Source organism: Flavobacterium sp. WC2409 (assembly GCF_041200085.1).
Classification (GTDB): domain Bacteria; phylum Bacteroidota; class Bacteroidia; order Flavobacteriales; family Flavobacteriaceae; genus Flavobacterium.
This window is the reverse complement of the sequence record NZ_CP165625.1, coordinates 2,887,464-2,914,074: the sequence shown is the minus strand read 5'-3', so window position 1 is coordinate 2,914,074 and position 26,611 is coordinate 2,887,464. Positions and strand designations below refer to the sequence as shown.

Here is a 26,611-nt window from a genome sequence, read left to right as displayed (position 1 = left end):
TCTTATATTTTCGTTTAAATATAAATTTCTTTCCCTTGCTCAATAAATTCTTCTGATTTTTCTTTCATTCCTTTTTCGGCTTCGGCAACATCACGGATTTCTTGTGAAATTTTCATCGAGCAGAATTTTGGGCCACACATCGAACAAAAATGTGCTATTTTAGCTCCTTCAGCAGGTAAAGTTTCATCATGAAATTCTCTAGCTGTGTCTGGATCTAATGATAAATTAAACTGGTCTTCCCAACGGAATTCAAAACGTGCTTTGCTTAAAGCATTGTCACGGTATTGTGATCCTTGATGCCCTTTGGCTAAGTCTGCTGCATGTGCAGAAATCTTATAAGTGATAACGCCATCTTTTACATCTTTTTTATTGGGTAGTCCAAGGTGTTCTTTTGGGGTAACATAACACAACATAGCACAACCGTACCAACCAATCATTGCCGCGCCAATGGCTGAAGTAATGTGGTCGTAACCAGGTGCGATATCTGTAGTTAAGGGACCTAAGGTGTAAAATGGAGCTTCGTCACAATGTTCTAGTTGTTTGTCCATGTTTTCTTTAATCATGTGCATAGGAACATGACCAGGGCCTTCAATAAAAACTTGTACATCGTGCTTCCAAGCTACTTTTGTTAGCTCACCTAAAGTTTCTAATTCGGCAAATTGTGCTGCATCATTCGCATCTGCAATTGAACCCGGACGTAAACCATCTCCTAATGAAAAAGCAACATCATATTGTTTCATGATTTCGCAAATGTCTTCGAAATGGGTGTATAAAAAGTTTTCTTTATGGTGGAACAAACACCATTTTGCCATAATCGAACCACCTCGAGAAACGATTCCTGTAACACGCTCCGCTGTTAAGTGAATGTAGCGTAATAATACTCCGGCATGAATCGTAAAATAAGAAACTCCTTGTTCTGCTTGTTCGATTAAGGTATCACGAAAAACTTCCCATGTTAAGTCCTCGGCAATTCCGTTTACTTTTTCCAATGCTTGGTAAATTGGCACCGTACCAATTGGTACTGGAGAGTTACGGATAATCCATTCTCTGGTTTCATGAATATTTTTACCCGTTGATAAATCCATAATTGTGTCAGCTCCCCAGCGGCAAGCCCAAACTGCTTTTTCTACTTCTTCTTCGATAGTTGAAGTAACTGCGCTATTACCAATGTTGGCATTAATTTTCACTAAGAAGTTACGGCCTACAATCATAGGTTCACTTTCTGGATGGTTGATGTTGTTTGGAATAATGGCACGACCTCTGGCTACTTCAGAACGAACAAACTCTGGTGTGATTTTAGATTTTGGCGTGTTGGCACCAAAACTTTGACCACCATGTTGGCACTGCATTGCTTTAGTTTGGTCATTTATTTGTTCAATTCTTTGGTTTTCTCTAATGGCAATGTATTCCATTTCGGGAGTGATGATTCCTTGTTTTGCATAATACAATTGGGATACATTAGCCCCTTTTTTGGCACGCATGGGTTTGTGCAAATATTCAAAACGCAAGTCGTTAAGTTTTTCGTCACGTAGTCGTTGTTTTCCGTATTCTGATGTGATTTCTGTAAGTTCTTCTACATCATTACGATCTAGAATCCATTGTTCGCGGATGCGAGGCAAACCTTTTCGAATGTCGATGTCGATATTTGGATCGGTGAATGGTCCCGAAGTATCGTAAACGGTAACGGGAGGATTTTTTTCAATTCGTCCATTTGACATTTTAGTGTCCGCCAATGCGATTTCTCGCATGGCTACTTTTATAGGATGAATTGTTCCGTCCACATATATTTTGGTGGAATTTGGGAAAGGAGTTCTTGATATTTTTTCTTCGTTTGTCATTTTTTTAGGTCTTAAAGTTATAAAGTCGAAAGTCTTAAAGTCTGTTTTAATTGTGTGTAATGGCACGCGGATGAGACTGATTTGCTAAAGCAGAAACGCGGATTGAAGCGGATTTTTCAGTTTGTAGTAGTTTGTTGATTTTCTTTTGGTTCTTTTATCTTGATTCTTTCCTCTGTTAAAATGCACTCTTTTCTGCTAGGGATAGCAGTGAAAAGCCCGTAAAGTGGAATCGATGTAAAACAAGGATTAGTGAAGCGACTGAAAGAAGCTTTAACTAAGACTATGTTTTATAAGATTGCAGTGCGGACTTGAAACGGATAGCCCGCCCGAGCAGCCAAATTAGCCTCCTTGGGTCGCAGAAATGATTAGAATAATGTCGGTTTCTTGTATAGAATGGGAATTCCAGTTGGATTTTGGAATAACCGTATTGTTGATGGCTATGGCAATTCCGTTTTGTTTTTCGGGAATTTCCAAGTCCAGAAGTGCTTGAACAGTTAGGCTGTCTGCGGCAAATTGTTTTGTTTGGTTGTTGATTTTAAGCTCCATTCCTTTTTAAATTTAGTATAGTTATACTTTAGGAATGGCTACAAGGGCGCATAAAAATACGCGACGAAGTCATCTTACTTTTCCCTACGCTAGTATGAACTAGATCAGGTTCAGAGGGTAATTCTCAGCCTACAATATTGTAGACACCCCTAAAGTGTGCAGCAAATGTAATGGTTTTTTTACTTAAAGGTTTTAAGTTTTAAGTTTAAAGTTGAGGTTGTTTGTGGTTTTTTGTGATATTATAAATAGGTAAGTCTACGATTGAAAGTGAAAATTAGTTGCGTTTCCAGCAATCTTGAACATGATCGTTAACCATTCCAGTGGCTTGCATGTTGGCGTAGATTACAGTGGAGCCGACAAATTTAAAGCCTCTTTTTTTTAAATCTTTGCTAATAACGTCGGACAATGGAGTAGTAGCTGGAACCTCTTTTAGGGTTTTGGGGTTATTGACAATCGGTTTTCCATCAGTAAATCCCCAAATATATTTTGAAAAAGTTCCAAATTCTTCTTGAATCTTGATAAAAGCTTGTGCATTAGAAACAGCCGATCGAACTTTTAATTTGTTGCGAATAATTCCACTGTCTAATAGTAATTCTTGAATTTTATCTTCAGAATAGTTGGCTATTTTTTTATAATCGAATGTGTCAAAAGCTTTTCTGAAATTCTCTCTTTTGTTGAGTATAGTTATCCAACTTAATCCAGCTTGAAAGGTTTCAAGAATTAAAAATTCGAATAGCGTAGCGTCATCATAAACAGGAGTTCCCCATTCTTGATCGTGGTATTCTTTATATAAATCGCTTGATAAGCACCAGCCGCATCTTGTTTTTTCTTCCATTTTATTCTTCAGTTTCTTCAGATAAGTATTTTTTAATAATATGATGCCCTAAATATATTAACGGAGTGAGTAATATAGCAATGGTTAATTTAAAAACATAACCCGTTAATGCAGATGAGATAAAAGTATCGAAATTTATTTTTCCAGGCAACCAAAATGCAATTCCTAAAACAATGAAGGAGTCAAATAATTGTGAGATTACAGTGGAACCAGTAGTACGAAGCCATATTTTTTGTTCTCCAGTGCGCTTCTTGAAAAACCAAAAGATGCTAACATCTATTAGTTGAGAAACCATAAATGCAATTATGCTTCCTACAATAATCCACATACTTTGCCCAAAAACGGCATAAAATTGATTGTCATTTACAGGACTGATGCCTACAGCTGCTGGAACATTTATGGCAAAAAACAATATGACAAAAGCATATGCTATTAAGCAAGCCGTTATTAAGGACAGTTTTTTTACGCCTGTTTCTCCAAAATATTCATTAATTAAATCAGTTGTTAGGAATACAACTGGCCAAGGCAAGATTCCTATACTCATTACAAAAGGGCCAATTTGGATTAATTTACCGCCTATTAATTCTGCTACAACAGCATTAGTGATGAAGATTCCTGCAAGGATGATAAAGACAAATTCTTTTTTTGTTTTGAGCATAAAACTAATTTAAAACTCAAATTTAATATTTTATTTTGAGTTTTAAGTTTTAATCATTGATTTAGAATATGTCTGATTTTTTTTGAAATAATAGTTTAAGTAGCATTAAATAAAAAAGAGCGATTTGAATAAACAAATCGCTCTTTTTCTATTTTGGAAGTAAATTAGGATTAACCTAAAGCCGCTCTTTTAAATCCTGTAACGATAAGATCTTTATCTAAAGATTTTACGTAGTTAGCAACACTTAATTTATTGTCTTTGATGTAATCTTGGTTTACTAAAGTATTGTCTTTAAAGAAACGAGCCAATTTACCTTTAGCGATATTGTCTAACATTGCTTCTGGTTTTCCTTCTTGACGAAGTAAATCTTTAGCAATTTCAATTTCTTTTTCGATAGTTGCAGCATCAACACCTTCTTCGTTTAACGCGATAGGAGCCATTGCAGCAGCTTGCATAGCAATATTTCTAGCTACCTCTTCACCACCTTCTAATTTTGCAGAAAGAGCTACTAAAGTTGCGATTTTGTTTCCAGAGTGGATGTAAGATCCGATAAAAGCACCTTCTAATTTTTCGAAAGTTCTGATTTCTAATTTTTCACCAATAACTCCAGTTTGCTCAATTAATTTATCAGCAATAGTAATTCCGTTGAAATCTGAAGCTAAAAATGCTTCTTTTGAATCAAAATTTAATGCTAAAGTAGCCATTTCAGTAGCCATTTTCACAAAACTTTCATTCATACCTACGAAGTCAGTCTCACAGTTTAAAGTGATCACTACACCAGCAGTTTTGTCAGCATTTACAACAGCAATTGCAGCGCCTTCAGTAGATTCTCTATCTGAACGGTTAGCCGCTACTTTTTGTCCTTTTTTACGAAGGTTTTCGATCGCTAAATCAAAATCTCCTTCTGCTTCAACTAATGCTTTTTTGCAGTCCATCATTCCTGCACCGGTTATTGTTCTTAATTTATTTACGTCTGCAGCTGTAATTGTTGCCATGTTGTATTATTTTTTAAGGTTAAAAGTAAAAATTCCAATTCTTAAATCCCAAATTCCAATTTTATTAAATTATCAACTTATTGTTTCTAATTTTTTTATGGAATTTGGAATTTAAAATTTGGAATTTAAAATTTGTTTTTTATTCTTCAGTTGCTGGTGCAGCTGTTTCAGCAGCTGGAGCTACTACTTCTTCAGTTGTAGCAGTTGCTACAGCAGCAGGAGCAGCTTTTTCAGTTGCGTCAGCTTCTTTGTCAGACCCTCTATCAGAAAGTCCTTCAGTGATTGCAGCTGTAACTAAAGATAAAATTTTATCGATTGATTTAGAAGCATCATCATTTGATGGAATTACAAACTCTACTTCACGAGGATCAGAGTTAGTATCAACCATTGCAAAAACTGGAATGTTTAATTTTTGAGCTTCTTTTATTGCGATGTGTTCAGCTTTGATGTCTACTACAAATAATGCAGCTGGTAATCTTGACATATCAGAAATTGAACCTAAATTTTTCTCTAATTTAGCACGAAGACGATCAACTTGTAAACGCTCTTTCTTTGAAAGTGTCATGAAAGTACCATCTTTCTTCATTTTATCAATAGTAGCCATTTTTTTAACAGCTTTACGGATAGTTACGAAGTTAGTTAGCATTCCACCAGGCCATCTTTCAGTGATGTAAGGCATGTTTGCAGCTTTTGCTTTTTCAGCAACGATGTCTTTTGCTTGTTTTTTGGTAGCAACAAATAATATTTTTCTACCTGATGCAGCGATTTTTTTCAAAGCTTCATTAGCCTCTTCAATTTTTGCTGCAGTTTTATATAGATTGATAATGTGTATACCATTACGTTCCATATAAATGTACGGAGCCATGTTTGGATCCCATTTTCTAGTCATGTGTCCGAAGTGAACACCTGCTTCTAGTAATTCTTTTACTTCTACTTTGTTTGACATTTTTTGTACTAGTTTACGTTCTGTTGATTAGCAATGTATGAATGGCGATTTCTCGGCTAAATACATTTAGATGCTAAACTAATTCCTACCTCGGTAGGCAACAACAACATTGTTTTAAATTCAATAATAAATTCAATAAGTCTTGAATAAATGTATTCAAGACAGGCAATATTAACGTTTCGAGAATTGAAATTTCTTACGAGCTTTCTTTTGACCGAATTTCTTACGCTCAACCATTCTTGGATCTCTTGTTAATAAACCTTCTGGTTTCAAGATTAATCTGTTTTCAGCATTTACTTCACACATAACGCGTGCTAATGCCATTCTTACAGCTTCTGCTTGACCAGTTGAACCACCTCCATAAACATTTACTTTTACGTCAAAGTTAGTTGCATTTTCTGTCATAGACATAGGTTGCATTACTTTGTACTGTAAAGTAGCTGTTGGGAAGTAAGTTGCGAATTCTTTTTTGTTTACAGTGATTACTCCTGTTCCTTCCGAAACATAAACACGTGCAACAGCGGTTTTTCTTCTACCGATTTTGTGAATAACTCCCATTACTTAAGATCGTTTAGGTTAACTGTTCTCGGTTTTTGTGCACCTTGTTTGTGCTCTGAACCAACAACAACATTTAAATTTCTGAAAAGTTCAGCACCAATTTTGTTTTTTGGTAACATTCCTTTTACTGCTTTTTCTACTAATAATGCAGGGTTTTTCGATTGCAATACTTTAGCAGTTAAAGTTCTTTGTCCTCCTGGGTAACCTGTGTGACGCATGTAAATCTTTTCGTCCATTTTGTTACCTGTAAGGTTAATTTTTTCTGAGTTGATAACAATTACGTTATCTCCACAGTCAACGTGCGGTGTGTAACTTGGCTTGTACTTACCTCTTAAAATCATAGCGACTTTTGAAGCAAGACGACCTAAGTTATGACCTTCAGCATCTACAACGATCCACTCTTTTGTAACAGTGGCTTTGCTTGCTGATTGTGTCTTGTAGCTTAATGCGTCCATAATAATTTTTTAATTAAACATTCCATCCCCATTAAAGGGGATGCAAAAGTACAATTAATTATTTTAAATACAAATACCTTAAAAGAATAATTTTCACTTGTTTTTACACTGATAATCAATTGTATATTTAGGGCGTCGCTGTATTTTTATCTTTTTGATTTTTACTTAATACATCTATTCTATTTTTACATTACTTTTGTTATCAATAATAAAATTTTTATATTGCATTCTTACCAGCTATTTTTATAGAATAATACTGTCTTTTTTATAGCATGTAAATTGCTATTATATTTAAAGTTAGAGACTATTCAAGATACTATTATTACTAATTAAGTCAACAAATACATAATTATGAAAGTTAAAGCAACTCTTAAACAAATTGCAAAAGAACTTAACGTTTCTGTTTCTACAGTTTCAAAAGCCCTAAATGATAGTCCTGAGATTAGTGATCAAACAAAAATTAAGATAAAAGAATACGCTAAACTTAAAAATTATAAACCCAATGTTATTGGTTTGAATTTAAAAAACAGAAAAACAAAAACAATTGGTGTTATTATACCCAATATTTTAAATTCTTTTTTCGCAAAAGTTTTTAGTGGTATTGAAAAAGTTGCAGATGAAAAAGGATATAATGTGATTACTTGTATTTCTAATGAGTCGATTGAAAAGGAAATAAATACATTAGAAATGCTTAGTAATGGAACTATAGATGGTTTTATTTTATCAGTTTCTGAAGAAGCACAGAAGCTTCAGGATTATTCTCATTTCTCAGCAATAATAAATGACGGAACTCCTATAGTAATGTTTGATAGAATAGCGGATGAAATTGAATGTGATAAAGTGGTGGTTGATGATTTTAATTCGGCTTTAAACTCTACTCAAAGATTAATTGATTTAGGTTGTAAAAATATTGCGTTGTTTTCATCAGTAGATGAACTTAGTGTTGGTAAATTGCGTACAGATGGTTATTTACAAGCGTTGAAAAATAATGGTGTTGCAGTAAATGAAACTATTATTTTAAGAACAAACTCAGAAGAGGATTTAAGTGCTGCTGTTTTAAATATTCCTTCAAATGAGCCTATAGATGCAATTTTTGCTTTGGAAGAAACGGATACGGTTGCTGCATTAAAGTATGGGCTAAAACATGGTTTTAAAATACCTGAAGAATTATCAATTATTGGTTTTGCAGATGGAATATTAGCTTCGAGAAGGCTAACTCCAAGTGTTACAACTGTAAGCCAACATGCGCCTGAAATTGGAGAAAAAGCAGCTTTGTTGTTAATTGATCGTTTAGAAGCTAAAGAAGAAAATTTACCTTTTAAAACGGTGGTTATTAAAACAATTTTGAAAGAAAGAGAGTCTACAAGAAACGGATAATTAGAATTTTTAATATTAAAAAAAACCACTCCTATTTATATAAGAGTGGTTTTTTTGTGCTTTTTTTAATTGAAATTAATGTGCTTCCAGCCAATCTTTACCCATTCCAAGATCTACAATTAATGGAACATCAAGTTTGAAAGCGTTCTCCATTTCGTGTTTGATCATCGGTTGGATTTTTTCTAATTCCGAGTTATGTACATCAAACACAAGTTCATCATGAACTTGAAGGAGCATTTTACTTTTCCAGTTTTCTGTTTTTAATTTTTCATGGATATTAATCATGGCAATTTTGATAATGTCGGCAGCGCTTCCTTGAATTGGTGCGTTTACTGCATTACGTTCTGCGCCACCACGAACTATTGCATTCTGCGAGTTGATGTCTTTTAAATAGCGACGCCTTCCTAGAACGGTTTGTACGTATCCGTTTTCACGTGCAAATTCAATTTGCTCGTGAATATATGATTTGAGTCTTGGATATGTTTTGTAATACGCTTCAATTAAAGCAGCGCTTTCAGAACGGGAAAGTGAAGTTTGATTGCTTAATCCAAATGCTGAAACCCCATATATAATTCCAAAATTGACCGTCTTAGCATGGCTACGTTGTTCTCTTGTTACTTCTTCTAACGGGACATCAAAAACTTTAGAAGCAGTAGATTTATGAATATCTTCATTATTTTGAAACGCTTTGATCATATTCTCTTCGCCGCTCAAAGCAGCAATAACACGAAGTTCAATTTGAGAATAATCCGCAGATACTAAAGTGTAATTTTCATCTCTGGCTACAAATGCTTTTCGTATTTGTCTTCCTCGTTCTGTACGAATAGGAATGTTTTGTAAATTGGGATTATTAGAGCTCAATCGGCCTGTGGCTGCTACCGTTTGCATATAATCAGTATGAACACGCAATGTAATTGGGTCAACTTGATTTGGCAAGGCATCGACATAAGTGTTTTTTAGTTTAATTAATTGTCTCCAATCAAGTATATCTTTTACGATTTGATTTTCGTTGGCCAAGTAGCTCAATACTTCTTCACCTGTAGCATATTGACCTGTTTTTGTCTTTTTTTGCTTGGCTCCGCCTATTTTTAATTTGTCAAATAAGATATCTCCAAGTTGTTTTGGTGAAGCTAAATTAAAATGTTCTCCGGCAATTTCGTAAATAGTAGCTTCTAGTTTTTTAATATCATTATCTAGATCATGTGATAATGATTTTAAGAAATCGGTATCTAAACGAATCCCTTCTTTTTCCATATCGGCTAGTACTTTTACCAAAGGAATTTCAATCTCTTCAAAAAGTTTTTTTGTCTCGGTTTTTTCTAATTCAACAGCAAATTGTTCTTTCAATTGAAAAGTCACATCCGCATCTTCAGCGGCGTACTCTTTGATTTCTTCTAAATCAACATCACGCATCGATTTTTGGTTTTTTCCTTTTTTTCCAATTAATGTCTCAATCGATTTTGGAGAGTACTTCAAATAGGTTTCGGCCAAGATGTCCATATTATGACGCATATCAGGATTGATCAAATAGTGAGCAATCATCGTATCAAATAATTTTCCTTCCACTGAAACGCCATAGTTGGATAGAATCTTTAGGTCGTATTTTAAATTTTGACCAATTTTTTCTATAGATTCATTTTCGAAAAAAGGAATGAATTTCTCAATCAAAATTTTTGCTTCTTCTTGATTTTCTGAAAAAGGAACATAAAAACCTTTTCCTTTTTCATATGAAAATGAAACACCAACTAGTTCTGCATGTAATGCATCTAAGCCAGTAGTTTCAGTGTCAAAACATACGGAAGTCTGTTTTAGTAAATTTTGTAATAGTAATTTACATCCTAAATCACCTTGAATAATTTGATAGGAATGTTCTGTATTTTCTAAAGTGTTATAATATTGGTGATGTGTTTCTTCTGAGGTTTCATTAGCTATTGTGCTTCCAAAAAGGTCAAATTGGTCTTCGTTTTTTGGTTGCGGTTTTTTGTATAACTTGGCTTCGTCAGCTGGATTGCTTGTAGCTATTGTGTCTCCTTTTTTGAATATGGCGTCAAATTGTTCTGCCATTCGGCGAAATTCTAATTCATTGAATAATGCATCTGTTTTTTCGACATCAGGAGTTGATAGTTCGTAATCAGTTTCGTTAAATACGACAGGGCAATCGAGTAATATGGTGGCTAAAGTTTTAGATAAAAGTCCTTTTTCTTTATTGGCTTCAATATTCTCTTTCATTTTTCCTTTTAGCTTATCAGTGTTTGCTAAAAGGTTTTCCATTGTTCCGTACTCTTTCAAGAATTTTTTGGCTGTTACTTCGCCTACCCCTGGTAGTCCAGGAATATTGTCAGCTGCGTCACCCATCATCCCTAGGAAGTCGATTACTTGATCTGGTCTTTCTATTTCAAATTTTGCAAGAACTTCAGGAATTCCCCAAATTTCTATTCCGTTCCCCATTCGAGCGGGCTTGTACATGAAAATGTTTTCAGAAACCAATTGAGCAAAATCCTTATCTGGAGTAACCATGAAAACTTTGTAGTTTTCTTTTTCAGCTTGTTTTGCTATGGTTCCAATTAAGTCATCGGCTTCAAAGCCTTTTACTTCAATTATTGGAATGTGCATGGCGCGCAATAGATCTTGGATATAAGGCACGGCTATTTTAATAGCTTCGGGAGTGGCGTCACGATGTGCTTTGTATTCTGGATAAATCTCATTTCGTAATTGACTTCCACCATTGTCAAAGGCCACGGCCAAATGATCTGGTTTTTCTCTTTTTATTACATCCATCAAGGAATTCATGAACCCCATAATTGCTGATGTATCCATTCCTTTAGAATTTATTCTAGGGTTTTTTATAAAAGCATAATAACCTCTAAATATTAAGGCGTATGCATCGAGAAGGAAAAGACGTTTTTGTTGTGACATGATTGAAATTTTATAAAGATTTCAAAAGTACAAAACTTAAAAGATATTGAAGTGCTAGAATTTGTTATTTATAATTGTCGTTTCGATTATTTAATTTGAAAGAATTTTATTTATTTAGGAGCTTGTTTTTTTGTAAAAAAAAGAGTTTTAAATTTAATTTGGCTTTTAAAAATTGTAATACATAGCTTATAAAATATTTTATTTAAGGGGTTTTAGTTAAAAATAGCAACTCTTTATCGGATTAATTAGCTTTTAATCGGTTTTATTTGTATATTTAAAAATAAGTACAACTAAATACTTAGGTAGATTGTTTAATTCTTAATTCGAATATCATGCATAAAATTACATTTTTCAAAAACTTTTCAGCTTATCTTTTTTTATTTTTCATGATATCAAATTTGAGTGTTTTTTCACAAGTAGGGATAGGGACTACTACGCCTGACGCAAGTGCTGTCCTTGATGTGTCTTCTACAACGCAAGGATTATTAACTCCTCGTATGACTACCATGCAAAAAATGGCGATAACTAGTCCAGCTAATGGTTTAATGGTTTATGATACCACGCTTAAAGCGTTTAATTATTATGATAGTTCTACTATTTCTTGGGTAAGTATTGGTGCTTCAGCTAGTGATGGAAGGTCAAAATTCAAGCGAATTAAATCTACAGATGTTTTAGCAATTGTTTTAGCTGCTGAAAAAATTGCAGGTGGAGGTACAAAGTATCTATTAGACTCTCAAACTCTATATGAGATTAATGGGACTGTTGTTGTTGATTTACCAATTGAGTTAAATAATGCCTATGTAGTGGGGCTGGATTCTAGCGATGATAAATTAGTGAAGTCTTCAGGAGATTTATTTACAGGAATAACAGGAGGGTCAATAAGGGTTTTGACATTAGTTGCTTCTTCTGGTAATGTTTTTAATATTACAGGTACAGGATCAATAGGGGCAGGAACCCAAACTCAAAATTTAATTGTAAGAGATGCTATTATTGCAAGCTCCTCTAATGTTGGTAAAATTGAAAATTTTTCTTTGGTTTTTGTTAGTATTATTCAATTTGCAGGAAATACAACTGGGATTGTTTATAAGGACATTAATAAATTACTGATTAACAATGCTGGTTGGTTTGGAAATAATAGTGGTACTTATGAAACATTACAAGGGACTTTTGGACTAGTGGCAAAAATAGGAGGGTTTACTGAAGTTGTAGGTAGTAGTGTTGGATTGAGTGTTGTCTCTAATCCAATGATTACAAACGATGCTGTTTTAAGAGAAGTAGTTTTTACGGGAGTAGTTACTTCTGGTAAGTACATAAATGGATATACGGTTGGTAGTTATTCTGGATTTAATTTTGATAATAAATGGGCGGTAAACTGTCCTGGAATTCCTGTTGAAAGTGATATGGCTTCAACTGGAGATGTTAATTTTGATTATCCAGTTGGTTCAGGAGCATCAACTTCTTTTTCGGGAAGTACTAAAACCAAATTATTAGGAACGACTACATCCAATAATTTATTTCGATTTTCAACTGATGTAACTAATAATAGGTTGAAATATTTAGGCAGTAAAAAACGGTACTTTAGAGTAAACGGTTCGCTTTCATTTCAATCCTCAGCGAATACAACTACCTATATTGTATATATTGCAAAAAATGGTACTGTTGTTAATCAATCTAAAGTGTATGTCAATTCAACAACAACAAACGATATTCTGGCAATTCCTATTGGAACTACACTTGAATTGAGTCCAAATGATTTTATTGAAGTTTTTGCTGAAAGATATTCTGGAAGTGGGAGTATGCTAACAGTTTCTTTAAATTTGTCGGTTAATTAAAAGCAACTGTGAAGGAAATGAAAATTAATATAATTTTAAGTCAGCAAGTTTTTTTGCTGACTTTTTTGTTTCTAAATACATGACAGGTTGAAAAAAAAATGGTCTCTTTTTGTTAAATATTGATTAATATAAGCACATAGTCTTTTCTTAATTTGTTATTTTGTCAAAAAATATATAATAATGGTTTTTCGTATACTGTTACTAGGTTTGATTCTTCTTATTATAGAGATTTATGCATTCCAAGCATTTAGAACATTAGTTAAGTTAAAATGGATTTTAATTTCATATCAAATAATAAGTGTTTTAGTCTTGTTGTTTATCCTCTATTCTTTTACCAAGTTTGATAGTTCGGTTGGGCAAACAAAACAGACAATGTTTACTATGGGGTTGCTCCTAATAGTATATGTTCCGAAATTAATAGTTACATTCTTGCTTCTTGGTGAAGATGTTTTTCGAATTGGTGCTGGTTCTGTGAACTATTTTTTAGAAAACAATAACGATACTTTTTTGGGTTCAAGAAGAAAATTTGTTAGCCAGATAGGGTTAGGATTGGCGGCAATTCCATTTATGTCATTGATTTATGGTATTACAATAGGGAAGTATAATTATAAAGTAATAAAGCAACGTATTTTCTTTCCGGACTTACCAGATGCTTTTGATGGTTTTACTATTACTCAAATATCAGATGTTCACAGCGGAAGCTTTGATAATCCTGAGAAAATTAATTATGCAATTGATTTAGTTAATGAGCAAAATTCAGATATGATTCTTTTTACAGGAGATATTGTGAATACTGATGCTAAAGAAATGCATCCGTGGTTAGAGACCTTCAACCGAATTAAAAAGCATGAATATGGCAAATATTCGGTGCTAGGGAATCATGATTATGGAGAATATGTGACTTGGCCTTCAGAGAAAGATAAAGCAGATAATTTTCAAGCTATAAAAGATTTGTACGGAAAAATTGGTTTCACACTAATGTTGAATGAGCATACTTATATTGAAAAGGGAAATGATAAAATTGCTCTAATCGGGGTTGAGAATTGGGGACATAATTTTAAAAAAGCAGGTGATATAAACAAAGCTTCTCAGGATGTTGCTCAAGATGATTTTAAGATTTTAATGAGTCATGATCCGAGTCATTGGGATTATGAAATTAAAAATCATGTAAAAAACTTTCATCTTACATTGTCAGGACATACACATGGAATGCAATTTGGAATAGAAATCCCAGGTTATTTTAAATGGAGTTTGGCACAATATGTTTATGCACAATGGGCAGGTTTATACGAAAATTTAGGTAGATATGTCTATGTGAATAGAGGGTTTGGGTTTCATGCTTACCCTGGAAGAGTGGGAATTATGCCCGAAATCACAGTCATTGAACTAAAAAAAGGCAAGAATGTGGCATAATTCGTTAAAAATGCTACATTTGTAAATTATATCTATTTTTTTTAATAGATTTAAAAATTAAATTTTTGGTTTTATGTCAAAATTTGGAGAACTTATAAGCGCACAAGTACCTGTGTTAATCGATTTTTACACAGATTGGAATGAATCATCCGTTTCGATGCATCCAGTTATTAGAGATGTTGCAGCAGCTCTTGGTGACAAAGCAAAAGTCATCAAGATTGATGTGGATAAAAATCAAGAATTAGCAGATGCTTTAAGAATTAAAGGGCTTCCTACCTTAATGATTTATAAAGAGGGACAAATGATCTGGAGACAATCTGGTGAATTGGATGCGAATACTATCATTAGTATTGTTCAGGAACAACTTTAGTTTTACTTTCTATTATTCTAAAACTTCGCAGGATAATTTATTTTCAGCTATATAATCTAAAACTTTAGGCAATGTATATTTGAGGTTATCAAATGCCTTTATGCTATCGTGAAAGACTATTATACTTCCTGATCTCATATTGGAGATCACATTTTCTAAACATTTTTCCTTAGTTATTGCTTGGTCGAAATCAGCACTAAGTACATCCCACATAATAATTTTATATCCCTGGGCTTTTAATATTTTAGCTTGATTGGATTTTATTTTGCCATAAGGAGGACGAAATAAAGTTATTTTTCCCTTTTTAAAGTTAGAAATTGAATCTGCACAAAGGGAAACGTTATGTATATATGTTTCTGTAGTTGTTTTCCATCCTTTTAAGTGGTCGAAAGTGTGATTCCCTATTGCGTGACCTTCATTTATTATTTGATTAAAAATGGCTGGATTTGTTTCGATGTTCTTCCCAATACAAAAAAAAGTAGCTTTGACGGAATGTTTTTTCAATTCTGCTAGCACCCATTTGGTAATTTCTGGTGTGGGACCGTCATCAAAAGTAAGATATATTTTATTTTCAGTATTGGGTAAATCCCAAATGTATTTTGAAAATAATTTCTTTATTATTGAGTGTGTTTTTATCCAATAAAAGCTCATTTGTTTTTTTATAAAATTAAAAAAAATGCAGCAAAGTCAGAAGATTTTGCTGCATTTTTTAGATTAAAAATGATTTAAAGTTATTCTTTTTTACGTCCAAAACGTTCAAACATCGTAATGTAGGTATTGAATACAACTTTGTTTTGGTTGTAAAACGCACTGTCGCCACTTTCAATCATTACTTGTAGCAGTCCTCTGTAGCGCTCAATATCTGTAATGATGTCAATAGCGATACTTGTTTGTTCTGATGGAGCTAGTTTTGAATAATAATTTAAGTTTTCTCTGTATTTTGTAATTAGCTTCCCTAAAAGTTCTTGTGCTTTTGCTTTTTCTCCAACTTGATAATATCCTCTTGTAAAAGGCTCTAGAAGGGAATAATAGCCAAATTTTTCTAATGGCATTTTTTTCATTGCCAAATCAATTACTTTTTTGGCTTTGTCCATTTTTCCTTCCACAATTAATTGGTCCATTAGTCGAGCAAGATTTGTTCTATAGGTTATGCTTTCTCTTCTGGTTTCTGGGTCATGATAGATTTTATCGCTATCACTATTTCCCCAATCCCATTTCATAATATTGGTATACATCTTATCAGAATCAATTTGCCCCATATCTAGTGGGCTTCCATCTTTAGGAATAGCGGTTTTTATTGGGACTAGTTTATAAACCATTCCGTCCAATTGAAGGTAGTTTTTCATCCATAAATAATCTTCATCATCAAAAGCTCCTGGGCTGAAGAAAATAGGTCTTTTCCAGTTGTTATTGGCTACAATGTCCAACATCATTAATCTGTTTTTATACAATGCATTTCCTTTGATGTCTAAATCAATGTAGGGAACAATAGAGTCATTGTATTTTGTAGCAACCACTTTGTTTTTTATGATGCTATTTTTGTCTACAGGAATTCTGATTTTATTAGTTGGGTAAAAATGGATTCTTTGTCCATTTTGCATATCAACTGTTGATTTTGGATTTTTTATAAAATTTATAAAATCCTTTATTTCCCATCTGCTTTCTGTTTTTGGAATATGAACTACATAATCCAGTTTGTCTCCTACATATTGGTCATGTGTAAATGAAATAGGCAATGGATTTGATTCGTAAGTTTTTGTTTTCATTTGATCGATATACCAATCGGTCATGAAAAGGCTTGTATTCACAATTTTTACGTCGGTTCTTACTTTTTCTATTTCTTGGGCATACCAAAGTGGGAAGGTGTCGTTGTCTCCTATAGTGAATAATATGGCGTTAGGGTCGCAAGAGTTAAGGTACGCTTTTGCCATTGCAGTTGCAGTATATTTGCCAGAGCGATCATGATCATCCCAGTTTTGAGAAGCCATAAGTACGGGAGCGGCCAATAAAGAAGCAGCAATAATAACTGGTCCAGCTATTTTTGGAGCTAAGTATTTTTGCAAACTTTCGTAAAGAGCATATACTCCAAAACCAATCCATATGGCAAAGACATAAAAGGAACCTACGAGGGCATAATCTCGCTCACGAGGTTCAAAGGGTCTTTCGTTTAAGTAGATTTTCAATGCTAAACCCGTGAAAAGGAATAGGGCTAGCAAGACATAAAAACTTTTTAAATCTTTATTGGCATGATACATTAAACCTATAAGTCCAAGAATGAATGGAAGAAAGTAATATACGTTACGTCCTTTGTTGTTTAAAACATCCGAAGGTAAATTATCTTGAGAGCCAACATGTAAATTATCTATAAAATTGATTCCACTTATCCAGTTACCATCTTGATTGTCATATCTTCCTTGTACATCACTTTGACGTCCAACAAAATTCCACATTAGATATCTCCAGTACATATAGCCAAATTGGTATTCGACCATAAAACTTAAGTTGTCAATTGTTGTTGGTTTTTCAATTATTAGATAATCGCCGTAACTTTTTAGAAACTTAACGTATCCGTCATTGTCAATTTGCTTTTGTGCGTAGGCGTGTCTAAATTCCGTAACTGTTTTTGCTACTTCATTTTTCAACTGAGCGATTGCTTTATTGTAATCTTCTTCAGATAATTTACTAGCGTCAATTCCGTATTGCGCTAAATCATTTTCATAAGGATAAGCTGGATTTATTTTGAACTCAGGAGGATTGGTGAAGTTCATATAATTTGAAATATGATCAGCGCTCCACATTCTTGGCAAAATAGTTTTTTGATTATCATCGCTATTTTGCTCTGCATTTTTAAAGTTATTTACAATAACGTACTTGCCTGTTTTGTAGTCTCTCTCGTAATTTGGAGCTTTGTCAAGGTAAGGGTTGTTTTTGTCTAATCCGGCAAATGTTTCTGTGTATTGCGGTCCGTAGAATAATGGATTTACACCATATTGTTCTCTGTTGTAATAAGCCAGTACTTCGGCAGCATCAGAAGGTTTATTTTCGTTAATAACGGTATTGGCATTTGCTCTAATAGGAAGCATCATCCATGTTGAAAATCCAATAAAAATAAATAAAACACACAATAATAAGGTGTTATATTGAACCATTTCTTTTTTGCGAGTGTAATTTAATCCAAAATAAAAGAAAGCTATTAATGCTAGAGTAACAAATATACTTCCAGAGTTAAAAGGCATTCCTAGGCTGTTAACCATGAATATTTCTGTTTTACCAAAGAAAGCCATTGTTAACGGAAGTAATAGTTTGAAAATGAACAATAGGATAGAGATTACAACAACATTGGCTATGAGGAAGTTTTTGATTGTAACCGTTTTGTAATGTTTGAAATAATATAAAAAACCTATAGCAGGAATGGTCAATAATGCCATGAAGTGAACACCAAATGAAAGACCAATTACAAGCGAAATTATGAGTAACCATTTATTTCCTCTTGGAGAATCCATGTCTTGTTCCCAGCGTAACCCAAGCCAAAAAAGTAAAGAAATAAGCAGTGAAGCCATAGCGTATACTTCCGCTTCAACGGCATTGAACCAAAAACTATCTGAATAAGTGTAAGCTAAAGCGCCAACAAATGAACTTCCTAAAACTACAATCGCATTGCTTTTAGTAAGAGTTGAGTCTTGATTGTTATCATTCGTATTGTCAGTAACTCTTAAAACTAATTTTTTTAAAATCATGGATGATGACCAAAAAAGGAATAAGATCGTAAATGCACTTGAGAATACGGATGTCATGTTAACCATCAATGCGATGTGCTGATTGTCTGAGGCAAACATGGCGAAAAATGCGCCAATCATCTGAAATAAGGGTGCTCCAGGTGGATGACCTACCTCGAGTTTAGCGGCAGTTGCTATATATTCTCCACAATCCCAGAAACTCATTGTGGGCTCCACTGTAAGCGTGTATGTTATTAGTGCGATTCCAAATGTAATCCATCCTATTATCGTATTCCATTTATTGAAATTGAATGTCGCCTTATTCATGTATTAAAATTTAGTTATATTTTAAGTTACAAAGAAAATGTTTTTTTATTTAAGGATGTAGGCATTAACAAAATTTTCTGGGAAACTATTTACATTTGGTAACGTATTGGTTTTTAGTATTTTTCAAGGTTTTGCTTAATTTTATTGGTTTCTGACGTAAATTTTTTTGATAAAAACTCTAAAAAAGTTTGCGCAAACTAAATTTTATTATAAATTTGCACTCGCTTAACAGCAATGATGGTCTATGGTGTAATGGTAACACAACTGTTTTTGGTGCAGTCGTTCAAGGTTCGAGTCCTTGTAGACCAACATAAAGCCTCTCAATTTTTGAGAGGCTTTTTTTTTGGATTAAATTTAGAGTGAGAAATGATTTTATTTAGTCAGTTATGATTTTTTTGGCTAAATTTTAAATGTTATTACGGGTTTAATAGCATGGTTTACTAAATCTTCGGATACGCTTCCTGAAAAGAAATGTGATAATCCTGTTCTGCCATGTGTGCACAAGCCTATTAAGTCAGCATCTATTTTTCTTGAAAAATTAAGGATCCCTTTTTCAATGTTAACATCATTGTAAATATGCGTTGAATAGTTTTTAATATCGAATTCAGCTAAAAAGTCATTCATTATTTTCTCTGAAAGTTCAGTAGTTTTAAAACTATTAGGGGTGCAAATCATGACTAAGTGTAAATTTGCATCAAAAAGATTAGTAAACTCAATCATTTTTTTAAATGGTTTTTTTATTTCTTTTGAAAAATCAGAAGCGAAAACAAAATCAGCAGATTTAAATTCAGGGATGCTTTTTTTAATTACTAAAACAGGGGTATCTGAAAGGCGAACTACTTTTTCAGTATTAGATCCAACTAGAATTTCTTCGATGCCCGAAACGCCATGTGATCCCATGACGATTAAATCAGGGTTGTTTTTTTTACTGTAAGAAAGAATGCCTTCGAAAGCTCTTTCAAATTTCACTTGCTCAGTAACTTGTATGCCGTTTAGGTAGTTTTTTTCTTTAAATTTTTGTAACGTTTCATTGGCTTTTTTAATAAATAACATGACTTCTGGGATGCCTGTTGCTCCAGTAATAGCATCGTTCATTTGAGTTGGAATTTCTAACATGTGAAGCAAATGGATTTCGCTATTATTTTTTTTTGCAATTTGAGCAGCTACTTTTAAAGCGTTTTCAGAATGAGCTGAAAAATCGATAGGAACTAGAATTCGTTTCATAATTTATAGAATTAATTATTCAGAAAACCTTTATTTAAATGCTCCAATAAAGATAAGAAATATTTTAACAGCAATCAATTATTTTGGTTTATAAAAAAAACACTATATTTGCACCGTTATTTATTAAAATCTAGATAATGAGGGGACTAAATGTCCCCTCTTTTTATAAAAAATATGACATTTAAAGAAAAAGTAAATACATTGTTAGCGGAAGGTCTTGTGGATAAGCCCTCTATCTTCTTAATTGATCTAATTATTACGGATGCTTTTAAAGTAATTGTGAACTTAGATGGAGACAATGGTGTGGCTCTTCAAGATTGTATTGATGTGAGTCGTTTTATCGATGCTAATTTAGATAGAGAAGAGCAAGATTACTCTCTGGAAGTAGCGTCAGTAGGAGTTGGATCACCTTTAAAATTGATAAGACAATACAAGAAAAACATAGGTAGAATGTTGATTGTTAAAACGGGAACAGAAAATATAGAGGCAGAATTGGTGGAAGCTAATGATGATTTTGTAATTTTGTCGTGGAAAGCAAGAGAACCTAAAAAAATTGGAAAAGGTAAGGAGACAGTTCAAAAAAGACTTGAGATACCTTATGTAGACATAAAAGAAGCAATTGTTACAGTAACATTTTAATTAAAGAATTCGCATGGAAAATTTAGCATTAATCGATTCATTCTCAGAGTTTAAAGATGATAAACTTATTGATCGTGTAACGCTTATGGCAATTTTGGAAGATGTATTTAGAAATGCATTGAAGAAAAAATACGGTTCAGACGATAATTTCGATATTATTATAAATCCTGATAAAGGAGATATGGAAATTTGGAGAAGAAGGGTGATCGTTGCTGACGAAGATTTAGATTTTGAAAACGAAGAAATTACACTTACTGAAGCTAGAAAAATAGAAGAAGATTTTGAAATTGGAGAAGAAGTTTCTGAAGAAGTGAAGTTAATTGACTTAGGAAGAAGAGCAATTTTGGCTTTACGCCAAAACTTAATTTCTAAAATTCATGAACATGACAACACGAATCTTTACAAGCAATTTAAAGATTTAATTGGTGAAATTTATACTGCCGAAGTGCATCATGTAAGACCTAGAGTTGTTATTTTAGTTGATGACGAAGGGAATGAAATTGTTTTGCCAAAAGAAAAACAAATCCCATCCGATTTTTTCCGTAAAGGAGATAATGTTCGTGGTATCATTGAAAGCGTTGAGCTGAAAGGAAACAAACCTCAAATTATTATGTCTAGAACTTCTGAGAAGTTTTTAGAGAAATTATTTGAACAAGAAATTCCTGAAGTGTTTGACGGATTGATAATGGTTAAAAATGTAGTGCGAATTCCTGGTGAAAAAGCAAAAGTAGCTGTTGATTCTTATGATGATAGAATTGATCCTGTAGGAGCTTGTGTTGGGATGAAAGGATCACGTATTCACGGTATTGTTCGTGAATTAGGAAATGAAAATATAGATGTTATTAATTTTACAAGTAACATACAATTATATATTACAAGAGCATTAAGTCCAGCCAAAGTATCTTCAATTAAAATTAATGAAGAAACTAAAAGAGCTGAAGTGTTTTTGAAATTGGAAGAAGTTTCTAAAGCAATTGGTAGAGGTGGACACAATATTAGATTAGCAGGTTTATTGACAGGTTATGAATTAGATGTGATTCGTGAAGGTGATGTAGCTGGAGCAACTGCTGATGAAGATGATGTTGAATTAACTGAGTTTTCGGATGAAATTGAAGAGTGGGTAATAGAAGAATTTGCAAAAATTGGATTGGATACTGCAAAAAGTATTTTAAAACAAGATGTAGAGGATTTGGTAAGAAGAACTGACCTAGAAGAGGAAACGATTCTAGATGTAATGAGAATATTGAAAGAAGAATTTGACAGTTAGTCAATGTATCTTCAACGATAAACATGCCACTTTATAATTTTCTTGGTCAATAAGTGCCTAGTTGGGAGTAAAGTGAGGAATAACAAAAAAGGTAATAATAAAAAGGTTTTATGTCTGAAGAGAGAATTATTAGAATAAACAAAGTTTTAAGGGAATTGAACATTTCTTTGGAAAGAGCTGTGGATTATCTAAAAGATAAAGGGATTGCTATTGAAGCAAATCCAAACACAAAAATTTCTGATGATGTGTACAATGTCTTGTGCGGTCAATTTGCAGGTGACAGAGGGAAAAAAGAAGCTTCGAAAGAAGTAGGAGAAGAGAAAAGAAAAGAGAAAGAGGCATTGCGTGTGGAGCGAGAAAAAGAAATTGAAGATAAACGCAAGCATGACGATGAAGTTCTGAAACAACAACAAGAAGTGATAAAAGCGAGAGCTGTAGTTACCGGTCCTGTTCAAGTTGGGAAGATAGATCTTAATCCTAAAAAAGTAGTTGCTCCAGTAAAAGCGGAAGTTGAAAAAACAGAGGCTCCAAAAGCAATAGTTCCAGTTGAAAAACCAGTTGAAAAAGAACCAGTACAGGAAAATCTTGTTTCAGACAAAAAAGAAGTAAAACCTACTGTTGAAGTAAAAGAGGCAATAAAGGAAGAGAAAAAAGAAAATGTTAAGAAAGTGGTTGCTAAGGCAATTGTTCCTGAAGCAAAAGTCGTTCCTAAAACTGATGAAGCTCCTGTTGAAGAGGCAATCACAACGCAGTATCAAAAATTATCTGGTACTAAATTAACTGGTCAAACAATTGACTTGTCTCAATTTAATAAGCCAAAAAAGAAAAAAGAAGAGCCTAAAATTACACCTAATAAGCCTGGTGCTCCAGGAGCTGCTGGTGCAAATAAAAATAAGCGTAAAAGAATTGCTCCAAAACCTGGAACACCTAGACCTCCTGGAGTTCCTGGTGCGCCAAACCCAAACAAAATTACACCAAATACTGGTGGGGGTGGTTTTAATGCAAATAGAAGTTCTAGACCTGGATTTGTTAAAGGGAATAGACCAGCTATTGTAGCTAAAGTTGAGCCAACAGAAGAGGAAGTTAAAAATCAAATTCGTGAGACTTTAGAAAAACTTCAAGGTAAAAAAGGAGGTAAATCTAAAGCAGCGAAATACAGAAGAGACAAAAGAGATACGCACCGTCAAAAATCGGATGAGGAGCAAAGAGCAATAGACGAAGGTAGTAAAACTATTAAGGTTACTGAATTTGTTACCGTTGGTGAAATTGCGATAATGATGGATGTGTCAATTACTAAGGTTATTGGAACATGTATGTCGCTTGGAATCATGGTTACCATGAATCAACGTTTGGATGCAGAAACATTAACTATTGTTGCTGATGAATTTGGTTATGAAGTTGAATTCATAACTGTTGATATTGAAGAAGCAATTGAAGTTGTTGAAGATAAAGAAGAAGACCTAGTGTTTAGAGCGCCTATTGTTACGGTAATGGGTCACGTCGATCACGGTAAAACATCTTTACTGGATTATATTCGTAAAGAAAATGTTATTGCAGGAGAGTCTGGAGGAATTACACAACACATTGGTGCCTACGGAGTAACTTTAGATAACGGACAAAAAATAGCATTCCTTGATACACCAGGTCACGAAGCGTTTACCGCAATGCGTGCACGTGGAGCTCAAGTTACAGATATTGCAATTATTGTAATTGCAGCAGATGATGATATCATGCCGCAAACTAAAGAAGCAATCAGTCACGCTCAAGCGGCTGGTGTGCCAATTATATTTGCAATTAATAAAGTGGATAAGCCAAATGCTAATCCTGAAAAAATTAAAGAGAAATTAGCAGGTATGAATTTACTTGTTGAGGATTGGGGTGGTAAATACCAATCTCATGATATTTCTGCAAAAGTGGGAACCGGAGTTAAAGAATTATTAGAAAAAGTTTTATTAGAAGCGGAAGTTTTAGATTTAAAATCTAATCCTAATAAGGCTGCTCAAGGAACTGTTGTTGAGGCATTCTTGGACAAAGGGAAAGGATATGTTTCTACAATTTTAGTTCAACACGGAACGTTGAAAGTGGGAGATTATATGTTAGCTGGAAAACATCATGGTAAAATTAAAGCTATGCATGATGAAAGAGGAAATATCGTTACTGTAGCAGGTCCTTCAACACCAGTTTCAGTATTAGGTTTAGATGGTGCAGCTACTGCAGGAGATAAGTTTAATATTTTTGAAGATGAAAAAGAAGCGAAACAAATTGCTTCTAAACGTTCTCAATTAATGCGTGAACAATCCGTACGTACACAACGTCATATTACACTTGATGAAATTGGACGTCGTATTGCTTTAGGTCAATTTAAAGAATTGAACGTAATCCTTAAAGGAGATGTTGATGGTTCTGTTGAAGCATTATCTGATTCGTTCTCTAAATTATCGACTGAAGAAATTCAAATTAACATTATACATAAAGGAGTTGGAGCAATTACGGAGACTGACGTTATGTTGGCTTCTGCTTCAGATGCGATTATTATTGGATTTAATGTTCGTCCTGCAGGAAATGCGAGACAACTGGCTGATAAAGAAGAAATCGATATCCGTTACTACTCAATTATCTACGCAGCTATTGATGACTTGAAAGATGCAATGGAAGGAATGTTAGCTCCTGAAATGAAAGAAGAAATTCTAGGTACTGCTGAAATTAGAGAGATATTTAAAATTTCTAAAGTAGGATCTATTGCAGGTTGTATGGTTATGGACGGTAAAATAGCTAGAAGCTCTAAAATTAGAGTTATCCGTGAAGGAGTTGTTGTTCATACAGGAGAGCTTATTGCACTGAAACGTTTCAAAGACGATGTGAAAGAAGTAGCTAAAGGGTATGACTGTGGTATTCAAATTAAAGGATACAACGACATTGAAGAAAGAGATGTTATTGAAGCGTACCATGAGGTAGCGATCAAGAAAAAATTGAAATAGAATTTTCAATATATTTGTTAAAAAATCCCGAGCAATCGGGATTTTTTTGTTTTTAAGTGTTTATGTATTTTGAGGGTTTAGATTTTTTTGGATTAGATTTGTTTTAGGCTTTTATTTTTTTTGTTGCTACGGATTGCAAAGCCTAGTTTTTTGAGGTTTAAAAAAATAGTTATGAATAAATTGAAATTATATTTAGTGTTTTTGTCTTTCATTTTGTATTATCCTGCCAAGATAAATCTGCTCAGGAGCAGAAATTGAAATTAGGCTATTTACAATTCTTAAGAGAATACCCAAAGGGACTGACAAGACATTTCCCAAATGAAAAGGAAATAAAATCCGATTATCAGATTCATCATAATTATTTGTCAATGTATTCACCTTCGCAATTAATTGTTAGGCAGAAAGAATCCAAATCAATGGTTGATTCATTAATCTCGGTTTCTCGCAAAATTAAATATTCAGATTCATCATATTATATTGTAAATAAATACCTCAGAGATTCAAATATATTAAGCATCACTAAAAATCATGAGCAATTTAAAGCACAAATAGAACACCAAAGTGCAGTTCCAATACCGAATTTTTATAAAGTAAGTGATTTTGATGGGGATAGGTATAATTTGTTGAACAAATCATATGCAATATATTTAATTGAAGCCGAGCCTAAACAATGTTGTTCTGAAAAATTTCATCACGGAACTTGGTATATGCCTAATGAATGGAAAGATGGATTTAGTAGAGGATATGCAATCGATTTAGAAAATAATTTGGTTATTTATTGGTTGGTAATTTGGTAATGACAAGTTCTCGTTTTTGTACCTGAACCTAGAGATTATCGAAATAAATGATACAATGTATTTAATTCATTGCACGGACTAAATAAATGCTTTTTTATACTATTGAGAAATGTCCTTGGTAATAAAAATATAAAATAATGATAAGTGATTTAAAAGGACCGTGCATGTATAATGAGCTCTGAAAGCGTTCTCCTGGTTATAGTCAATAGTTACTATGGGTATTTACCAAGTTTCTAAAAAAAGCAGTCTCAATCTATCTAACGTGAGCAATATTTAATTCAAATTATCATCAAGGGCATATTAAATAAGTCAAAAAGCACAAAAGCAACTCGTAAAAGGAGTTGCTTTTTATATTAAAATTATTTTTTTTCTGTTTAGAATTTATTTCTGTGGTTTTATTAAAAGGACATTATCGTATTTTTTCTTAATTTCTACTAAATACTTTTCTGCTTCAATGCGAGTCCTGAAATCTCCAATCCACACTTTGTAATTTGGGGTATTAAACACTATTGTACCGTCTAAGTCTCTAAATTCTTGTTTGCAGTCATTAAGTGCTTTTTTTGCTTTTTCACTTTCTCCACTAAAAATTTGGATTTTATAGCGCTCATTAACAGCTGATGAACTGTTTGTTTTTCTCTTTTCAATCAATAATTGTTCAAACTTTGGATCTTGGCGAATGTTAATGTTTTGATCTTGTGCCATTAATTTACTTGTTGAAATACTAAGGGCTATTGTAAAGAAAATGAATTTTGAAGTTGTTAAAATTCTCATAACGTGATGGTTTTTAAGCAAAAATACTATTTATTGAATGATTGTAAAACATAAATATTATTTAGAATTAATATAAATTGAAATTAAGACTATTTTAAGGTTTTGAGAATAGTTCATAAGTCGTATTTTTGTCGAAGTTTTAAAATAAAGGAA

Annotated in this window: 21 protein-coding genes, 1 tRNA gene and 1 riboswitch; of the genes, 9 read left to right on the top strand and 13 right to left on the bottom strand. The window is 33.2% G+C overall.

Features of this window, described 5'->3' with window-relative positions; translation table 11 throughout:
* Positions 1-14: 14 nt before the first annotated feature.
* The 8 genes from thiC to rplM form a co-directional block, all read right to left on the bottom strand.
* Entirely contained in the window at positions 15-1,838 is a 1,824-nt protein-coding gene (gene thiC / locus AB3G34_RS12540; protein ID WP_369752618.1) for a phosphomethylpyrimidine synthase ThiC, read from the bottom strand.
* Between the two features lie 339 nt (positions 1,839-2,177).
* Entirely contained in the window at positions 2,178-2,384 is a 207-nt protein-coding gene (gene thiS / locus AB3G34_RS12535) for a sulfur carrier protein ThiS (RefSeq protein ID WP_369752617.1), read from the bottom strand.
* Positions 2,385-2,448: 64 nt separating this feature from the next.
* Positions 2,449-2,545: riboswitch (TPP riboswitch) on the bottom strand.
* A 113-nt stretch (positions 2,546-2,658) separates the two neighbouring features.
* Complete coding sequence (locus AB3G34_RS12530; RefSeq protein ID WP_367772224.1) at positions 2,659-3,219, bottom strand: DNA-3-methyladenine glycosylase I; 561 nt, start codon at positions 3,217-3,219, stop codon at positions 2,659-2,661.
* A 1-nt stretch (position 3,220) separates the two neighbouring features.
* On the bottom strand, positions 3,221-3,877 hold the full coding sequence (locus AB3G34_RS12525) for a queuosine precursor transporter (protein WP_367772222.1): 657 nt from the start codon (positions 3,875-3,877) through the stop codon (positions 3,221-3,223).
* A 170-nt stretch (positions 3,878-4,047) separates the two neighbouring features.
* Positions 4,048-4,872, bottom strand: coding sequence for a translation elongation factor Ts (tsf, locus tag AB3G34_RS12520; RefSeq protein WP_367755452.1), 825 nt, complete (start codon positions 4,870-4,872; stop codon positions 4,048-4,050).
* Between the two features lie 139 nt (positions 4,873-5,011).
* Positions 5,012-5,818 carry a 30S ribosomal protein S2 gene (gene rpsB / locus AB3G34_RS12515; protein WP_367772220.1) on the bottom strand — a complete coding sequence of 269 codons (807 nt, stop codon included), beginning with the start codon at positions 5,816-5,818 and terminating at the stop codon, positions 5,012-5,014.
* A gap of 171 nt (positions 5,819-5,989) precedes the next feature.
* On the bottom strand, positions 5,990-6,376 hold the full coding sequence (gene rpsI / locus AB3G34_RS12510; protein ID WP_091083100.1) for a 30S ribosomal protein S9: 387 nt from the start codon (positions 6,374-6,376) through the stop codon (positions 5,990-5,992).
* Positions 6,376-6,831 (bottom strand): 50S ribosomal protein L13, encoded by a 456-nt coding sequence (rplM, locus tag AB3G34_RS12505; RefSeq protein ID WP_367755447.1) that lies wholly within the window; start codon positions 6,829-6,831, stop codon positions 6,376-6,378. Before rplM ends, rpsI begins: the two co-directional genes overlap by 1 nt.
* A 351-nt stretch (positions 6,832-7,182) precedes the next feature.
* On the opposite strand from rplM, the gene AB3G34_RS12500 reads away from it, so the two are divergent.
* Positions 7,183-8,208 (top strand): LacI family DNA-binding transcriptional regulator, encoded by a 1,026-nt coding sequence (locus AB3G34_RS12500; RefSeq protein WP_367755444.1) that lies wholly within the window; start codon positions 7,183-7,185, stop codon positions 8,206-8,208.
* Between the two features lie 75 nt (positions 8,209-8,283).
* Here AB3G34_RS12500 and polA read toward each other — a convergent pair whose 3' ends face one another.
* Positions 8,284-11,124 (bottom strand): DNA polymerase I, encoded by a 2,841-nt coding sequence (gene polA, locus AB3G34_RS12495; protein ID WP_369752616.1) that lies wholly within the window; start codon positions 11,122-11,124, stop codon positions 8,284-8,286.
* Positions 11,125-11,510: 386 nt separating this feature from the next.
* Between polA and AB3G34_RS12490 the strand changes: the two genes are divergently transcribed.
* The 3 genes from AB3G34_RS12490 to AB3G34_RS12480 all read left to right on the top strand — a co-directional run bounded on the left by AB3G34_RS12490 (position 11,511) and on the right by AB3G34_RS12480 (position 14,739).
* Entirely contained in the window at positions 11,511-12,956 is a 1,446-nt protein-coding gene (locus AB3G34_RS12490) for a hypothetical protein (RefSeq protein WP_367772215.1), read from the top strand.
* A gap of 180 nt (positions 12,957-13,136) precedes the next feature.
* The gene (locus AB3G34_RS12485) at positions 13,137-14,369 is read left to right on the top strand and encodes a metallophosphoesterase (protein ID WP_369752615.1); all 1,233 of its coding nucleotides are present in this window, start codon (positions 13,137-13,139) and stop codon (positions 14,367-14,369) included.
* A gap of 73 nt (positions 14,370-14,442) precedes the next feature.
* Positions 14,443-14,739: a thioredoxin family protein gene (locus AB3G34_RS12480; protein WP_367755436.1), complete on the top strand. Its 297-nt coding sequence runs from the start codon at positions 14,443-14,445 to the stop codon at positions 14,737-14,739.
* Positions 14,740-14,751: 12 nt separating this feature from the next.
* On the opposite strand, the gene AB3G34_RS12475 is transcribed toward AB3G34_RS12480, so the two are convergent.
* Both AB3G34_RS12475 and AB3G34_RS12470 read right to left on the bottom strand, forming a co-directional pair.
* Positions 14,752-15,390: a polysaccharide deacetylase family protein gene (locus AB3G34_RS12475; RefSeq protein ID WP_369752614.1), complete on the bottom strand. Its 639-nt coding sequence runs from the start codon at positions 15,388-15,390 to the stop codon at positions 14,752-14,754.
* An 80-nt stretch (positions 15,391-15,470) separates the two neighbouring features.
* Positions 15,471-18,782: a protein O-mannosyl-transferase family gene (locus tag AB3G34_RS12470; protein ID WP_369752613.1), complete on the bottom strand. Its 3,312-nt coding sequence runs from the start codon at positions 18,780-18,782 to the stop codon at positions 15,471-15,473.
* A gap of 238 nt (positions 18,783-19,020) precedes the next feature.
* Here AB3G34_RS12470 and AB3G34_RS12465 point away from each other — a divergent pair.
* Positions 19,021-19,091, top strand: a tRNA-Gln gene (locus AB3G34_RS12465).
* 90 nt (positions 19,092-19,181) lie between these two features.
* Here the strand turns inward: AB3G34_RS12465 and AB3G34_RS12460 are convergent.
* Positions 19,182-20,006, bottom strand: coding sequence for a universal stress protein (locus AB3G34_RS12460; RefSeq protein WP_369752612.1), 825 nt, complete (start codon positions 20,004-20,006; stop codon positions 19,182-19,184).
* Positions 20,007-20,180: 174 nt separating this feature from the next.
* On the opposite strand from AB3G34_RS12460, the gene rimP reads away from it, so the two are divergent.
* The 4 genes from rimP to AB3G34_RS12440 all read left to right on the top strand — a co-directional run bounded on the left by rimP (position 20,181) and on the right by AB3G34_RS12440 (position 25,687).
* Entirely contained in the window at positions 20,181-20,645 is a 465-nt protein-coding gene (gene rimP / locus AB3G34_RS12455; RefSeq protein ID WP_367757989.1) for a ribosome assembly cofactor RimP, read from the top strand.
* Positions 20,646-20,658: 13 nt separating this feature from the next.
* Positions 20,659-21,912 carry a transcription termination factor NusA gene (gene nusA, locus AB3G34_RS12450; RefSeq protein WP_367755428.1) on the top strand — a complete coding sequence of 418 codons (1,254 nt, stop codon included), beginning with the start codon at positions 20,659-20,661 and terminating at the stop codon, positions 21,910-21,912.
* A 110-nt stretch (positions 21,913-22,022) separates the two neighbouring features.
* The gene (infB, locus tag AB3G34_RS12445) at positions 22,023-24,890 is read left to right on the top strand and encodes a translation initiation factor IF-2 (protein WP_369752611.1); all 2,868 of its coding nucleotides are present in this window, start codon (positions 22,023-22,025) and stop codon (positions 24,888-24,890) included.
* A gap of 254 nt (positions 24,891-25,144) precedes the next feature.
* Positions 25,145-25,687: a hypothetical protein gene (locus tag AB3G34_RS12440; RefSeq protein WP_369752610.1), complete on the top strand. Its 543-nt coding sequence runs from the start codon at positions 25,145-25,147 to the stop codon at positions 25,685-25,687.
* Between the two features lie 381 nt (positions 25,688-26,068).
* On the opposite strand, the gene AB3G34_RS12435 is transcribed toward AB3G34_RS12440, so the two are convergent.
* Complete coding sequence (locus AB3G34_RS12435) at positions 26,069-26,458, bottom strand: SPOR domain-containing protein (RefSeq protein WP_367772198.1); 390 nt, start codon at positions 26,456-26,458, stop codon at positions 26,069-26,071.
* Positions 26,459-26,611 lie beyond the last annotated feature (153 nt).